Source organism: Streptomyces sp. NPDC007157 (genome assembly GCF_040634235.1).
Lineage (GTDB): Bacteria > Actinomycetota > Actinomycetes > Streptomycetales > Streptomycetaceae > Streptomyces.
The window spans coordinates 33,945-49,250 of sequence record NZ_JBEYFE010000041.1; the positions used below are offsets into that span (position 1 = coordinate 33,945).

Sequence of the window (15,306 nt, forward strand, 5' to 3'; positions counted from 1 at the left end):
CACCGGCGGGCTCCCGGAAGGAACCCCACGTTGGCTGTTCCGCTCTCACCGACCTCGCACCTGGACACCTTCGCCCGGGACCATCTCCCGCCCGCCGAACTGTGGCCCACGATCGAGTTCAGCACGCCCGAACTGAGCTATCCGGCCCGCCTGAACGCGGCCACCGAGCTCATCGACAGGGCCGTCGAACGCCACGGTCCCGACCGCCCGGCCCTGCGCACCCCCGCCGGGGAGCTGTGGACGTACGGCGAACTACGCACCCGCGCCAACCAGGTCGCCCAGGTCCTCACCGAGGACCTCGGCCTGGTACCCGGCCGGCGCGTCCTGCTGCGCGCGCCCAACACCCCCTGGACGGTGGCCTGCTGGCTCGGCGTCCTGAAGGCCGGCGGGGTCGTGGTCACCACGATGGCCGCCCTGCGCGCCCGCGAGATCACCCCGATCGCCGACCGCACCGAGCCCGCCGTCGCCCTGGTGGACCACCGCTTCACCGACGAGCTCCACACCGTCCTGCCCGCCCTGACACTGGTCGAGTACGGCGGACCCGGCCCCGACGACCTGGTGGCCCGGTGCGCCGCCAAGTCCGGCGAGTTCAGGGACGTGGAGACGGCCGCCGACGACGTGGCGCTGCTCGGCCCCACCTCAGGAAGCACCGGCGTCCCCAAGATCACGATGCATTTCCACCGGGACATCCTGTCCATCGACAACACCTTCGGCCGCCACCTGCTGGGGCTGCGCGAGGACGACCTGGTCGCCTGCACCGCGCCGTTCGCCTTCACCTTCGGCCTCGGCATGCTGGTCGTCTTCCCGCTGCGGGCTGGCGCCTGCGCCCTGCTGACCGAGACGGCGACCCCGGCCCAGCTCGCCGACCTCGTCGAGAAACACGGCGTCACCGTCCTCGCGACCGCGCCCACCGCCTACAAGGCGATCGTCCGCGAAGGCAGGGAAGGGCAGCTGGGCAGCGTCCGGGTCGGGGTGTCGGCGGGCGAGCACATACCGCTCACCACCTGGCAGGAACTGCGGGACCGGATCGGGCTGAAGGTGATCGACGGCATCGGCGCGACCGAGTTGCTGCACATCTTCATCTCCGCCGCCGGCGACGACATCCGGCCCGGCGCCACCGGGCGTCCCGTGCCCGGTTACCGCGCCACGATCCTCGGTCTCGACGGCGAGGAGCTCGGCCCGGGTGAGCCGGGACGGCTCGGCGTCATCGGCCCGGTCGGCTGCCGCTATCTCGACGACAGGCGCCAGCAGGACTACGTCGTCAACGGCTGGAACGTCACCGGCGACATCTTCCACCGCGACGAGGACGGCTACTTCCACTACCACGCCCGCAGCGACAACATGATCGTCTCCTCCGGGTACAACATCGGCGGCCCCGAGGTGGAGGCCGCCATCGACACCCACCCGGACGTCGTCGAGTCGGCGGTCGTGGCGCGCCCCGATCCCGAACGCGGCTCGGTCGTCTGCGCCTTCGTGGTCCTGCGCGAGGGTGTCACCGGGGACCCGGCGAAGGCCAAGGAGATCCAGAACCACGTCAAACAGGTCCTGTCGCCCTACAAGTACCCGCGTGACGTCCGCTTCCACGACGCCCTGCCGCGCAACACCAGCGGAAAACTCCAGCGGTTCGCGCTCCGCAAGATCATCGAAGCCGAACAGACCGCTGAGCGGTGAGAGGAACTCCCTTGAAGATCGCGATCATCGGCGGTGGCCCGGGAGGGCTCTACCTCGCGGCGCTGCTGAAGCAGCTGGACCCCGCCCACGAGATCACCGTGTGGGAGCGCAACGCCCCCGACGACACCTTCGGCTTCGGCGTGGTGTTCTCCGACGAGACACTCGGCGGCATCGAGAACGCCGACACCGTCTTCTCCGAGGCCATGGCCCGCCGCTTCGCCCGCTGGACGGACATCGACATCCACTACCGGGGCGAGAGCCACACCGTCGGCGGCCAGGGCTTCGCCGCCATGAGCCGCAAGGAACTGCTGCACCTCCTCCAGGAGCGCTGCCGGGAGCTGGGCGTCATCCTGCACTTCTCGACCCCGGCACCCGAGGTGGCCGAGCTGCGCGCCTCGCACGACCTCGTCGTCGGCGCGGACGGCGTCAACTCGGCCGTCCGGGCGGCCCACGCGGACGCCTTCCGCCCCTCCCTGGACCGGCGGCGCAGCAAGTACATGTGGCTGGGCACGGACCGGGTCTTCGAGGCCTTCCAGTTCTTCGTCAAGGACACCGAGTGGGGGGTCGTGCAGGTGCACGGCTACCCCTACTCCGACACCGGCTCGACCTTCATCGTGGAGATGCACGAGGACGTCTGGCGCCGGGCCGGCTTCGACGTCACGGCGGACACCGTGTTCGCGCCGGGTGTCTCCGACGAGCAGGCCGTGGCCCGGATCCGGGGGCTGTTCGCCGAGGAACTCGGCGGCCACCAGGTGTTCGCCAACAACTCCAAGTGGCTGAACTTCACCACCGTCCGCAACGAGAACTGGCACCACGGCAACCTCGTCCTCATCGGCGACGCCGCCCACACCGCCCACTTCTCCATCGGCTCCGGCACCAAGCTGGCCATGGAGGACGCCCTCGCCCTGGCCGCCTGTCTGCACGAACACCCCGACACGGAAGGTGCGTTGACCGCCTACGAGAGCGAGCGCCGCCCGGTGGTGGAGTCCACCCAGCGGGCCGCGCAGGCATCCCTGGAGTGGTTCGAGAACATCGGCATGTACGCCGGTCAGGAACCCACCCAGTTCTGCTTCAACCTCCTGACCCGTTCGCGCCGTATCACCTACGACAACCTGCGCACCCGGGACCGGGAGTTCGCCGACCGCGTCGACGCCGCGTTCGCCTCGGCGCAGGGGCTGAACACCGAGGCGCCCGCGATGTTCCAGCCGTTCCGCATCGGGCGTCTGGAACTGAAGAACCGGGTGGTCGTCTCCCCGATGGACATGTACTCCGCCGTCGACGGCGTGCCCGGTGACTTCCATCTGGTCCATCTGGGTTCGAAGGCGATGGGCGGGGCGGGTCTGGTGATGACGGAGATGGTGTGCGTCTCGCCCGAGGGCCGTATCACCCCCGGCTGCACCGGCCTGTGGAACGACGAACAGCTCCGCTCCTGGCAGCGGATCGTCTCGTTCGTCCACGACCGCAGCACCGCCCGCATCGGCCTCCAGCTCGGCCACTCCGGCCGCAAGGGCTCGACCCGTCTCATGTGGGAGGGCATGGACGAACCGCTTCCCGACGGCAACTGGGAGGTCGTGGGCCCGTCCGGGCTGCCGTACGGCCCTGGATCGCCCGTCCCCCGTGAGCTCACCCGCACCGAACTCGACTTCATCACCGCCGAGTTCGTCGAGGCGGCCCGCCGCGGCGCCGAGGCCGGCTTCGACCTCCTCGAACTCCACTGCGCCCATGGCTACCTGCTCTCCTCCTTCCTGTCGCCCCTGGCGAACCAGCGCACCGACGAGTACGGCGGCTCGCTGGAGAACCGGCTGCGCTACCCCCTGGAGGTCTTCGACGCGGTCCGCGCCGTCTGGCCCGCCGAGCGGCCGATGACCGTACGGATCTCCGCCACCGACTGGGCCCCCGACGGCAACACCGAGCACGACGCCGTGGAGATCGCCCGCGCCTTCGTCGCGCACGGCGCGGCCGCCATCGACGTCTCCACCGGCCAGGTCACCAAGGACGAGCGCCCCGCCTACGGCCGCTCCTACCAGACCCCCTTCGCCGACCGGATCCGCCACGAGGTGGCCGCCGGGAGCGGCGCGGCCGTGATCGCGGTCGGCGCCATCGCCTCCTACGACGACGTGAACTCGATCCTGCTGGCGGGCCGCGCCGACCTGTGCGCCGTAGGGCGCACCCATCTGTACGACCCGCACTGGACCCTGCACGCGGCCGCCGACCAGGACTACCGGGGCCCGGCCGCCGACTGGCCCGTCCAGTTCGGGGCCGGCCGCCGCAAGCCGCCCAGCGCACGCACCGACGCCGTTCGCCCCCGCCTGTCCCTGCTGCGGGCGGACTCAGTGGGGGAGAGCGTTCACCTGCGGTGGAAGCCGCTGGGGGAGGAACTGCCGGTGGTGGGGTGACGTCAGGTGGTGCCGGCGGATCAGCCCGTTGCCGTTGCCGTTGCCGTTGCCGTTGGGCGTGCGGATGACGGATCGGAGATGTTCTCCCGGCGGGCTGTACGCGAGCTGTGCGGGCGGCTCCTCCCCGACACCCCTCTCCGACACCCCATCTCCGACACCCCTCCGGACCCCTCTGAACCCCTTCGGGCCCCCTCGGTGATCATGGCGGATCGCTCGGTTTTCTCCCTCCGAATGGCCCCGGAGGCGTGACGCCACCCATAGGAGCCAGATCACATCCTATCGGAGGTAGTAGACGGAAAACGCCCTGAACACCGTGCAAGCCTCATCAAAAGGTGCATTTCGCCGGTTTATACGAAGTTACGTAGTACGTCACATCATTGCGTCCTACTCCGGGGACCGCTAACCATTGCTGTCGTCGCCGGGAGACGGGCGATGGACCGAGCGGATCCCCGCCGGGTCCACCCACTCCCGCCGGTTGTACGGGGCTCCGCCCCACGCCGCCGCACACAGCGGCCGGCGCCGACGCCGTCCCCACCGGAGATTCGTTCACATGACCATGACCACTCGCACCCGCATTGCTCGCCTCCGCACCATCGGCCTCACCGGCCTCGCCACCACCGGTGCCGCGGCGGCAGCCCTCACCCTCATGCCGACGACCGCGCAGGCCGCCGAAGCGACGCAGGCGCACACCTCCACCGCGGTCACGGCCTCCAGCAACAACAGCCAGAAGTCCGGCTACTCGAACAGCCTCGACGGCTGGATCAAGCAGTCCCTCCAGATCATGAAGTCCAAGGGCATTCCGGGCAGCTACGACGGCCTCAAGCGCAACATCATGCGCGAGTCCGGCGGCAACCCCTCCGCCCAGAACAACTGGGACGTCAACGCGCAGAAGGGCACCCCTTCCAAGGGCCTGCTCCAGGTGATCGACCCCACCTTCAACGCGTACCACGTCAACGGCACCGCGCGCAGCGTCACCGACCCGGTGGCCAACATCACCGCGGCCGCCAACTACGCCGCCCACCGCTACGGCTCGATCGACAACGTCAACTCCGCGTACTGAGCGCGGATGACTCACCGGGCCGATGCCGGCCCGGCGTGCCGCAGCAGGAACGCGTCGGCAAGGGCGTCGGTGAACTCCTCCCGCCGCCACGGCTCGTTCCCGCAGGGCACGCTCGCCCCGGCGCCGTGGCGCCAGGCGACGCGACCTGAACTCCCAGTCCCGCAGGCCGGCGGCGAAGCCCCCCGGGGACTGGGGTGGGGTGAGATCCTCGTCCGCGTCCTGGAGGAAGGCCGGCTGTGACGCCTCCCGGCTAGAAGGGCTCGCGGTGCTCGTGCGCCGCCTGCTCCAGGGCCGCGGCCTCCGCCTCGGCGATGCGGGTCTCCGCCTCGACGTCGATCGAGCGAGTCAGCCACCAGTACAGCAGCGCCGAGACCGGCAGCCCGACGAACAGCGAGATGTCGGCGCCGTCTAGGGCCTTGGCGGCGGGGCCGACGAAGAGCGTGCCGACGGAGAAGAACGGGATCATGACCGCGAACCCGACGAGGTAGGAGATGATCCCCTGCCATCCCCAACGGCCGTAGATGCCGTTCGGCTTGAAGATCTCGGCGATCGCGTAGTGGCCGCGGCGCACCACGTAGTAGTCCATCAGGTTGACCGAGGTCCACGGGATGAACAGGTAGAGCACCAGCAGCAGGAAGTTGTTGAAGTTCGTCAGGAAGTTCGAGGTCGCCGCCAGCGCGCCGATCAGGGAGAGCGCCGCGGTCACACCGATGGTGATCAGACGCACGCCCAGCGTCGGCCGCACCCGCTTGAACGAGTCGATGGCGCTGATCAGCGTCAGTGAACCGCCGTACATGTTCAGCGCGGTGACGGAGATCAGGCCCAGGGCGGCGAACAGCAGAACGATCGCGCCGAAGCCGTCGAAGACCTTGTCGCCGGCGGCGTTGATCGAGGGGATCGTGTCGAAGCTGTCGCCCGCCCAGGCGGCCAGCAGCGTCCCGAGCACCATCAGCCAGATACCGCCGAGCGCCGAACCGAAGTACGTCCAGTAGAACGTCTTGCGGACCGTCACGTCCGGCGGCAGGTAGCGCGAGTAGTCCGAGACGTAGATGGCCCAGCTGATCTGGTATCCGGCGACCACGCCGAACTGGGCCAGGAACGGCGTCCACTTGAAGGCGCCGAGGTCGAACGAGCCGGCCGGGTAGTGCAGGGTGACCAGGACACCGACGGTGAAGATCCCGAAGATGACGAGGAAGGCGTAGGTCAGGAACCGCTCGGCCTTGTGGATGATGTCGTAGCCCACCAGCGCGATGACGAACGCGACCACGGTGACCACGATCACCCACAGCTTCACGCCGCCGTGGATGGTGGAGTCCAGCGCCTCACCGGCCAGGCTGGTGTTGAACACGTTGAACCCCGCGTACTGCACATACGCGAACAGCCACACCAGCAGCGCCCCGACATATCCGAACTGGGGCCGCGACTGGATCATCTGCGGCAGTCCCAGCTGCGGCCCCTGAGCCGAGTGGAAGGCCATGAAGAAGGTGCCGATCACGGTGCCCGCGACGATCGCCAGCAGCGACCAGATCAGATTGCCGCCCTCCGTGATGCTGATCAGCCCCACGGCCAGGGTGGCGATCTGCGCGTTCGACATGAACCACAGCGGACCCAGATGCCACAGCTTGCCGTGCCGCTCGTCCAGCGGCACGTAGTCGATGGACCGGACCTCCAGACCACTCACCCGCGGTTCCGCCGATGTGCTCATGGCACCTCCCAGGGGTCGGTCCGTCACTCTGGTCACATTCTTCCCCCGGAAAGGCCCGGATGAGGCCTACGGAATCCGTGTTCCGTCTCCCGGAACACCTGCCTCCCTGCGGCCCTGTTGCTCTGCTCACAATTTGCCCGGAACCGCCCTTTTCGTGGCGGTGGTCACGTCGCCGACCGGGCATTTTGTCTATGTTCGCAGTTCTGTGTCCCTCCGACCTGAACTGCCGAGGCCCCGCATGCTCAACCGCCCCCTCGCCGTCGTGGCCACGGTGGTGACCCTTCTGGCCGGCGCCGCACCGGCGGCCCTGGCGGCAGGTGCCGCCCCCAGCTCCAGCTCCACGTTCCGTACGGCCGTACAGGCACCGGCCGAGGCGCGCGTGACCGCCGCCGTCCTCGACCTGGACGGCAGCGGCCGGGAACCCGTGGTCTACGGCGACGACACGCCGTACGACACGGCGAGCATCGTCAAGGTCGACATTCTCGCCTCGCTGCTGCTCCATGCGCGTGACCACCGGCGCGCCCTCACCGCGCGGGAGAGCGCGCTGGCGGACGTGATGATCCGGGACAGCGACAACGACGCGGCCAACGCCCTGTGGCACTCCATCGGCGGCGCCCCCGGCCTGGCGTCGGCGAACAAGCGGCTGGGACTGACCTCGACCACGCCCGGTACCGCGGGCCGCTGGGGGCTCACCCGGACCACGGCAGGCGACCAGATACGACTGCTGCGCGCGGTCTTCGGCTCCGGCCCGACCCCGCTCGACACGGCCTCCCGAGGACGTATCGGCACCCTGATGACCGAGATCGCCGCCGACCAGTCCTGGGGCGTCTCGGCCGCCGCCGACTCCGGGTGGGCGCTGAAGAACGGCTGGCTCATGCGCACCACCACCGACCTGTGGGACATCAACAGCGTCGGACGTGTCACGGCCGGCGGTCACCACTACCTCGTCGCGGTCCTCTCCAACGGCAACGCGTCCATGCCGGACGGCGTGAAACTGGTCGAACGAGCCGCCCGTACGGCCGTCACCACGACGGCGGCACCTTGACCCCCTTGGCCCAGCACACCCCGCCCGCCGCCCGAATCGCCCCTAACGTGCACTAGAGGTGCCCTTACGCGCACCCGAGGTGACGGAGGCCGGCAACGGGAGGCGCGGTGGCGGGTGCGGGCGGGCCGGCGGCCGGGCGGGGCCCGGCGCGCCGAGCGCGGGGCGCGGGGCAGGGCACCCGGTCCGCCCGCCCGGTGTGGATCCCCAAGCGCGCCCGGGATCCGCGTGCCTCCGCCTCCGTCAGCGCGGTCGTCGTCCCCGCCCTGCGGATCGCCGCCGCCTACGCCTGGCGGCTCATCGTGCTCGGCATCGTCGTCTACGGCGTCTTCATCGTCCTGGGCCGCTTCCAGCTGATCGCCGTCGCCCTGTTCCTGGGCCTGGTCGTCACCTCGGTGCTGCGCCCGTTCACCGACCTGCTGAGCCGACTGCTCCCCAGGCCCCTGTCCGTGGCCGTGAGCCTGGTCGGCAGCATCTGTGTGTTCTTGGGGCTGCTGGCCCTGGTGGGCAACGCGGTCGCCCAGGAGTCGGCGACGCTGGCCGACGAGTTCCGCGGCGGCATCCACCGCATCGAGGTCTGGCTCCAGCGTCCGCCCTTCCGGCTCGGCCCCGGCGCCCTGTCGCATCTCCAGCAGCAGATCGTGAACTACATCCAGGCCAACCGCTCCAACCTGGCCAGCAGGGCGCTCAGCGGCCTGGGCACCCTCGTCGAAGTGGTCGCCGGGGGCGCGCTCGCGCTCTTCTCCTCCGTCTTCTTCATCAATTCCGGCGAACGGCTGTGGGCCTGGACCAGTCGCGAGCTCCTGCCCGTAGGCGCCCGGAGCGCATGGGACCGGGCGGGGCGCGCCGCCTGGCGGACGTTCGCCGGGTACACCCGGGGCATCATCATCGTGGCCGCCGTCAACGCCGTACTCGTCGGCATCGCCCTGCTGGTGCTGCGGGTGCCGCTCGCGCTGCCGCTGACCCTGCTTGAGTTCTTCGCCGCGTTCGTCCCGCTGGTCGGCTCACCGATCGCCCTGGGCGTGGCCACCGTGGTGGCGCTGGCCGGGCGCGGGCCGCTCACCGCCGTCGGCGTCCTCGTGCTCATCGTCGTCATCGGCCAACTGGAGGGACATGTACTGCACCCCCTGGTGATGAGCTGGGCGGTGCGCCTGCACCCCCTCGTCGTCGCCGTCTCCGTCATCGCGGGCAGCATCGTCGCGGGGGTGATCGGCGCCGTCGTGGCCGTGCCGTTCGTCTCCGTGGTCTGGGCGGTGGTGCGGGCCCTGCGGCCCGCACCACCGCCCTGACCCCGCTTCCGGGGCTCAGCCGTCCTTGGCGGGGCGGCGGGTGCGCCTGGGGGCCCGGCGGGACCTTCCGGACGGGGCGGGCGGGGCGGGCGCCCCGGACGGCGCGGCGGGGGAGGGCGCCGGGATGCCGTCGCCCCACGCCTCGTGGGCGCCGAACGGGTCGGCGGACCCCTCCGCGAGCAGCGCCTCGATGTCGAGGTCGGGCCTGGCGCGCGTCCTGACCGCGGCCAGGGCCAGCGTGTCGGCGTCGGACTGCGCGCCGTCCCGCCACAGGACCGTGCCCGGCAGCATCACCAGCGAGGTCGTACCGGACTCCCCGGCGGACGGCCGCAGCTGGACGCGGACGCCGTGCCGGTCGGCCAGCCTGCCGACCACGAACAGGCCCATGTGCTGGTAGACGCCGGCGTCGGCGGTCGGCGGGTTCGCCAGCTTGTGGTTGATCAGTGCGAAGTCCTCGGACATCAGACCGATGCCCTGGTCATGGATCTCGATCATGATCTGGGTGTCGGGCAGCCGGGTCGCCGTGACCCGGACCGTCGAGCGCGGCGAGGAGAACGCGGTGGCGTTCTCCAGCAATTCGGCCAGCAGATGCACCAGGTCGGTGACGGCACGGCCGTGGATCTCGGTCTCCGGGACGCCCGACAGCTCGATCCGCTCGTACTGCTCCACCTCGGAGGCCGCCGCCCGGATGACGTCCACCAGGGGGAGCGGGTGGTCCCACTGCTGGGTGGGCCGCTCACCGCCGAGCACCAGGAGGTTCTCGCCGTTGCGCCGCACCCGCGTGGCCAGGTGGTCCAGCTTGAACAGGTTCGCCAGCTGCTCGGGGTCGGCCTCGTGCCCCTCCAGTTCGGTGATCAGGGCCAGCTGGCGCTCGACCAGCGACTGGTTGCGGCTCGAGAGGTTGGTGAAGACCGTGTTGATGTTGCCCCGCAGCAGGGCCTGTTCGGCGGCGAGCCGGACCGCCTCCCGGTGCACATGGTCGAAGGCCCGGGCCACCTCGCCGATCTCGTCCGTGGTGGTGATCGGGATCGGCGTGACCCTGGTGTCCACCTGGCCGGGCACGGCCTGGGACAGCTGGGCGATCACCGCCGGCAGCCGCTGCTCGGCGATCTCCATCGCCGAGGCGCTCAGCCGGCGCATGCCCCGGCTCATCGAACGGGCCACCCAGGCCGCGAGCAGCAGCGCCGCGAGGACGGCGCCGAGCGCGAGCGAGCCGTTGGTGATCGCGTTCCGCTTCGCCTCGGCGGCGACGCTCCGGGCATCGGCGAGCGCCGTGTCGGTGAGGTGGACCTCGATGCCCCGGCAGGCGTCGAAGGCCAGAGTGGACGCGGCGAAGAACGACTCGGGTGTGATGCCCTCGGCGGCCAGCTCCTCGGTCGGCTTCCCGCCGGCGATCTCGCTGATCATCTTCGCGAGCTTCGGCGGCGCCACGAACGTCCGCCCGGCCGCCTTGGCCTCCTCGGCCGCCTTCGCGGTCTGGTCAGCGCCCTTCTTCTCGGCGTCCGCGAAGGCGGCCCGCAGCCTGGTCATGTCCTGCGCGGTGCCGGCGCCCGCGTACTCCTGGAGCGCCACCTGCTCCAGGTAGGCGTACGAGCTGAACGAGCCCAGCTGGGTCGGCAGTTCGCCCTCCCCGAGGGCGGTGCGGTCCTCGACCAGCAGATGCGTGCCGATGGAACGGATCAGGGACTCGGCCGCCTGGGTCAGCGAGATGGCGTAGAGGGTGCGGCCGAAGCTGGCCTGGTTGTTGCTCCCGAAACCCAGTTCGTTGGAGAGCTCCATCAGCGGGTGCTGGACGGCGTGATAGCTCTCCTCGGTCTGCACCCCCGTCAGCCGGGCGGTGAACGCGTCGGCCCGCACCGCGGCCAACTGCTTCTCGCCCGCCCGGACCAGCTCGATCCGCCTGTTGAGGCCCGCGGTCCTGGGCGCGCGGGCCACCGCCCGGTCGAACGCCTCGGCGTCCGCGTCGGTCACCTTGCGCGCCGCCGCCACCGCCGGGGCGTTCCGCTCGCCCTCCAGCAGCGGGATGACAGACACGTCCCGTTCGTTGATCGCGTCACTGGCGTAGGCGTTCGCCGTCCGCACCAACTCCGCCACGCGCACCGCGTCGTCGGCGTCCCGCAGGGTGTCGACCGAGTTCTTCACCCGGACACCGCCGAGACCGAGAGCGACCAGGACAGGGATGAGCAGAATGGCCTGGAGGCGTCTGGCGACGCGCCAGTTGCCGGTCAGAGGTCTGGACTTGGGCAAGGTCGTTCCACTTCACAACGGGGAGGGTGCGCAGGGCCGTTCACAGCCCGACGTTCTGTGGCCAAGTTCTAACACCCAGCGATCGGCTGTGACGGGTGTTTCTGTGAAGCGGTTTCCAGCGAAGTGGCACAAAGCTCAATCAAAACCATCCGTGGTCAACGCACGGACCACCGGGCGCCTCCACCACACGCCGGTTGCCCTCCGGTGGAACGAACAGTGAGCGCTTGCCCCCGGCGAAAGCGCGGCGGGGATGATGCCGCGGACGGCGGTCCGTGCGTGCCGCTCCGGCTTCACGGGTTCCTCCTGGCGGACCGCCCGGGCAGCGGTACAGCTGCGGTCCGGGCCCTGATCGCCCCCGCGCACGCCACGCCCGGCACCGCCGCGACGCCTGAGACGGACTCCCGGATGCGACCCCCGATCCTCGATGTTCGAAAATCGGAGCTTCACGTTCGGCAAGGAGCACGATGACCACCCTCGACACGGCCTCGGCTGCGGTGCGCACCGCACTGCTGGAGGACTTCTCCCTGGAGATGACCGGCAAGGACGTCCCCGGGCTGGAGGAGGCCCGCGACACCATCCCGCAGGGCACCCGCATCAACGTCACCTTCCTCGGCAACGAGGACCTGCGGATGCGGCTGGACGCGGCGCGCGCGGTCAGGCGACTCGGCTTCGTGCCCGTGCCGCACTTCTCCGCCCGGCGGCTCGGCTCCCGCGCCGACTTCGAGCAGTTCCTCACCGGCCTGCGCACCGACGGCACATGCGACAACGTCTTCGCCGTCGGCGGCGACCCGGCCCGCCCCGAGGGCCCCTACACCGACTCGCTGTCGCTGATCGAGTCCGGCCTGCTCCAGGAGTACGGCGTACGGCACGTCGGCATCAGCGGCTACCCGGAGGGCCACCCCGCCATACCCGGTGACGTCCTGTGGTCCGCGCTGCGCGACAAGAGTGCCGCGCTCGCCGCGCGGGGCCTGGACGGCGGCGTCATCACCCAGTTCGGCTTCGACGTCGATCCCGTCCTCGCCTGGGTCGAGCGGGTCCGGGACGAGGGCATCGCGCTCCCGGTCCGCATCGGCGTCCCCGGCCCGGCCGGCGTGCGCCGCCTGATGGCCTACGCGGCCCGGTTCGGCGTCGGCACCAGCACCGCCATCGCCAAGAAGTACGGCTTCTCGCTCACCAACCTGATGGGCACCGCGGGCCCGGACAGATTCCTGCACGCCCTGGCCGAGGGCTACGACCCGGACCGGCACGGCGAGGTGAAGATCCACTTCTATACGTTCGGCGGGCTGCGGGCCACCTCCGAGTGGATCACCCGGTTCCGGAAGGACCACCACGTATGAGCCTCGGCCGAGGAGCGGGGCGGTCCCCAAAGGACAGACAGCCGAACCGGCCGCCGGGTCCGCCCCGGACGTAAGGCCTCCTGAAGCCGATCCGCCTCGTACGGCCGGCCGGCGAACCGTTCGTGCGTCCGCCGGCCGGGCGCGGTCAGCGCTTGGTGTAGATGAAGCCGACCTTGTCGAGCTCGTCACCGGAGCGGCCGTGGAAGCCGGCGATCTGCCAGCCCGACGGCGCGGTGCGGGTCACGCAGTCCGAGGTCGTCGTACCGCCGGCGAGGGCGTTGCCCAGGTTGGTGGTGAACCTGGCGTAGAAGATGCGGGTGGTGTTGTTGTACTTGCCCTCGCACACGTACGCCGTGGTCACGTACTCGCCGCTGCCCAGCGTCAGCGAGGACGCCGTGCCGCCGGTGCCGCCGTGGGTCAGGCTGGTGCCGTTGGCCAGGGTGATGCCGACCTGGTCGACGCGGGAGCCGGAACGCAACGATATGCCGGTGGCGCGGGCGGCGGCCGGGACGCTCGGAAGGTCCTGGTAGTAGTCGCCGTGCGGACCGCCGAACTGGTCGCTGAGCTGGAAGTCCGGGTTCTGCGACCAGGAGAAGCCGACCGTGATCGGGTCGTGGTCGGAGAGCATCAGGCCGTCGTCGTTGAGGAACTTGGCGTGCTCGTTGTTGTACGAGGTCGCGTTCAGCGTGACCAGCTTGCTGCTGCGGTAGAGGACCTTGTCGACGACCTCGCAGGTGTTGGGCACGGTGGCCCCGGTCTGGTCGCAGAGCAGGGTGTCGCTGCCCTTGGCGGGCGCGCTGCCGCCACGGATCAGCTGGACCCAGGCGTCGGTCAGCCCGTTGTCGGAGGCGAACTCCGCGATGGTGTCGGCGGTGCGGGTGTAACGGGTGTTGGTGTCACCCATGACCACGACGGCGTTCCCGGCCGAGTGGGTGCTGATGAACGACGTCAGCTGGCTGAGGTTGTCGGCCCGGGAGGCCTCGTCGCCGTCGTTCGTACCCGCGTTGGTGTGCAGGTTGTAGAAGTCGACGTAGACGCCCTCGGCGAGCCGCTCGCGCATGAAGGTGAAGCCCTTGGGGGTCAGGCAGTCACCCGAGTCGAGCTGGCAGGAGTTCCAGCCGACGCGTTCGAAGTCGTCGCCGTCCCAGGCGTAGTCGGAGACGGTGTTGAGCCCGCTGCCGATACCCGCGCCGCCGCTGGTCGCGGTGCGGTACGGGTGGGTGTCCGTGGAGTACAGGTACGCGTGGTAGTTGAAGTCCTCCTGGACGTTGACGATGTCGTACGGCGCGATCCGCCGGCCGATCTCGGTGGTGCTGGTGTCGCGCGGTGTGGATGCGCTCGACAGCGACTCCGGAAGCCCGGCGACGTTGTACGTGAGCACGCTGAACGAGCCCGAGCCGGCCGCCGCGGCCGGAGTGGCCGTCGCCGTGAGCCCGCCGAGGGCGGCGACCGCGGCCGCCAGGCAGGCAACGAGTCTGCGCATGGGGGTGTCTCCTACGGGGAGGGGTGCGCTGGGAGGATGTGTGCATGCCAAAAGGCAAGCCAAAACGTAGTGGCAAACGCTTTCTCCGGACCACTGTCGCGGCCGACCAATCGAGGAATTCCCCGTGACGACCAGAAGATCGTCTCCTGGCGGCGGTTCGATCGGCCGCTGACTGTTACTCACTTTCGGGTGAGCGGGCCCAGTTCGCTGGGCCGCCCGTGGGGTCACGGAGATGCCCTGGGCCCAGCGTTTGCACGGCTCCTGGGCTCCAGGGCGGAGCAAATCGGTTCATTCACTTGATAAATGGACGTTACAGTCGAGAGTCATAGCAAAGTGATAGATCGGTAATGGGCATGGTGTGTGACCCACACCTCCCGCCGCCCCGCTGCAATGTGTGACTGCGCGGCCGCCCGGCCGTCGCACCGCACCACACACCCCCTCGCGGACCGCGGCTTCGCGCCGCCCGCGCAGGGGTGTGCCAACCCCGTAAAGGGGGACCTCGTGTCCGTTTCCGTCTTCGCGACCGCGCGTCGTGTCGGTTCCGTCACCGCCGTCGCGGCCGCTCTGGTGGGCGCCGTGACCCTGCCCGCCGCGGCCGCCACCTCGCACCCCGCGAACCCGTCCCGCGACGCCATCGTCATCAGCGCCGTACAGCACGACCTGCAGGGCCGCGCGGTCTTCTCCGGCCGGGCCCTGAACCGCGAGTGGGTGGACGTCACCAACACCGCCCGCCGGGACGTGAACCTGAGCGGCTGGACACTGTCGGACGCCGACGGCCACAGCTACACCTTCCGTCACTACCGGCTGGCCGGCCGTACCACGGTCCGGGTCCACACCGGGCAGGGCCGGGACACCGCGAAGGACCTGTACCAGGACCGCCGCAAGTCCGTGTTGAACCACGACGCCGACACCGTCACCCTGCGCAACGACCACGGGCGCTTTGTCGACTCCGCCTCCTGGGGTCTGCACCACCGCCGTGACGGCGGCGACCGGCACGCGGGCGGCGGCCGGCACGTCGGCGGCGACCGGCACGTCGGCGGCGACCGGCACGACGGCGGTCACCGGCACTGACAGCT

Annotated in this window: 10 protein-coding genes; 7 read left to right on the forward strand and 3 right to left on the reverse strand. The window is 70.3% G+C overall.

Going from position 1 to position 15,306, the window contains the following annotated elements; genetic code table 11:
* The first annotated feature begins 30 nt into the window (after positions 1 to 30).
* The 3 genes from ABZ642_RS42970 (at position 31) to ABZ642_RS42980 (ending at position 5,127) form a co-directional block, all read left to right on the forward strand.
* Positions 31 to 1,671 carry an AMP-binding protein gene (locus ABZ642_RS42970; protein ID WP_360496040.1) on the forward strand — a complete coding sequence of 547 codons (1,641 nt, stop codon included), beginning with the start codon at positions 31 to 33 and terminating at the stop codon, positions 1,669 to 1,671.
* An 11-nt stretch (positions 1,672 to 1,682) separates the two neighbouring features.
* The gene (locus ABZ642_RS42975; RefSeq protein WP_360496043.1) at positions 1,683 to 4,067 is read left to right on the forward strand and encodes a bifunctional salicylyl-CoA 5-hydroxylase/oxidoreductase; all 2,385 of its coding nucleotides are present in this window, start codon (positions 1,683 to 1,685) and stop codon (positions 4,065 to 4,067) included.
* 550 nt (positions 4,068 to 4,617) lie between these two features.
* Positions 4,618 to 5,127: a transglycosylase SLT domain-containing protein gene (locus tag ABZ642_RS42980; RefSeq protein ID WP_360496046.1), complete on the forward strand. Its 510-nt coding sequence runs from the start codon at positions 4,618 to 4,620 to the stop codon at positions 5,125 to 5,127.
* A 250-nt stretch (positions 5,128 to 5,377) separates the two neighbouring features.
* Here ABZ642_RS42980 and ABZ642_RS42985 read toward each other — a convergent pair whose 3' ends face one another.
* On the reverse strand, positions 5,378 to 6,832 hold the full coding sequence (locus ABZ642_RS42985; RefSeq protein WP_360496049.1) for a cytosine permease: 1,455 nt from the start codon (positions 6,830 to 6,832) through the stop codon (positions 5,378 to 5,380).
* Between the two features lie 238 nt (positions 6,833 to 7,070).
* On the opposite strand from ABZ642_RS42985, the gene ABZ642_RS42990 reads away from it, so the two are divergent.
* Together ABZ642_RS42990 and ABZ642_RS42995 are read left to right on the forward strand one after the other, a co-directional pair.
* A complete protein-coding gene (locus ABZ642_RS42990) occupies positions 7,071 to 7,877 on the forward strand; it encodes a serine hydrolase (protein WP_360496052.1) in 807 nt (268 codons plus the stop codon).
* A gap of 107 nt (positions 7,878 to 7,984) precedes the next feature.
* The gene (locus ABZ642_RS42995) at positions 7,985 to 9,163 is read left to right on the forward strand and encodes an AI-2E family transporter (RefSeq protein WP_360496055.1); all 1,179 of its coding nucleotides are present in this window, start codon (positions 7,985 to 7,987) and stop codon (positions 9,161 to 9,163) included.
* A 15-nt stretch (positions 9,164 to 9,178) separates the two neighbouring features.
* On the opposite strand, the gene ABZ642_RS43000 is transcribed toward ABZ642_RS42995, so the two are convergent.
* A complete protein-coding gene (locus ABZ642_RS43000) occupies positions 9,179 to 11,410 on the reverse strand; it encodes a nitrate- and nitrite sensing domain-containing protein (protein ID WP_360496058.1) in 2,232 nt (743 codons plus the stop codon).
* 464 nt (positions 11,411 to 11,874) lie between these two features.
* Here ABZ642_RS43000 and ABZ642_RS43005 point away from each other — a divergent pair, with 464 nt between their 5' ends.
* The gene (locus ABZ642_RS43005; protein ID WP_360496061.1) at positions 11,875 to 12,747 is read left to right on the forward strand and encodes a methylenetetrahydrofolate reductase; all 873 of its coding nucleotides are present in this window, start codon (positions 11,875 to 11,877) and stop codon (positions 12,745 to 12,747) included.
* A gap of 145 nt (positions 12,748 to 12,892) precedes the next feature.
* Here the strand turns inward: ABZ642_RS43005 and ABZ642_RS43010 are convergent, their stop codons facing one another.
* Positions 12,893 to 14,230, reverse strand: a complete 1,338-nt coding sequence (locus ABZ642_RS43010; protein WP_360496063.1) for a jacalin-like lectin — start codon at positions 14,228 to 14,230, stop codon at positions 12,893 to 12,895.
* A 501-nt stretch (positions 14,231 to 14,731) separates the two neighbouring features.
* Between ABZ642_RS43010 and ABZ642_RS43015 the strand changes: the two genes are divergently transcribed.
* On the forward strand, positions 14,732 to 15,301 hold the full coding sequence (locus ABZ642_RS43015) for a lamin tail domain-containing protein (RefSeq protein WP_360496066.1): 570 nt from the start codon (positions 14,732 to 14,734) through the stop codon (positions 15,299 to 15,301).
* The last annotated feature ends 5 nt before the right edge of the window (positions 15,302 to 15,306 follow it).

Excerpts from the sequence above, each read along its gene's own strand:
- ABZ642_RS42980 (WP_360496046.1), top strand. The coding sequence starts at position 4,618 with ATGACCATGACCACTCGCACCCGCATTGCTCGCCTCCGCACCATCGGC.
- ABZ642_RS42985 (WP_360496049.1), bottom strand. The coding sequence starts at position 6,832 with ATGAGCACATCGGCGGAACCGCGGGTGAGTGGTCTGGAGGTCCGGTCC.
- ABZ642_RS42990 (WP_360496052.1), top strand. The coding sequence starts at position 7,071 with ATGCTCAACCGCCCCCTCGCCGTCGTGGCCACGGTGGTGACCCTTCTG.
- ABZ642_RS43005 (WP_360496061.1), top strand. The coding sequence starts at position 11,875 with ATGACCACCCTCGACACGGCCTCGGCTGCGGTGCGCACCGCACTGCTG.
- ABZ642_RS43010 (WP_360496063.1), bottom strand. The coding sequence starts at position 14,230 with ATGCGCAGACTCGTTGCCTGCCTGGCGGCCGCGGTCGCCGCCCTCGGC.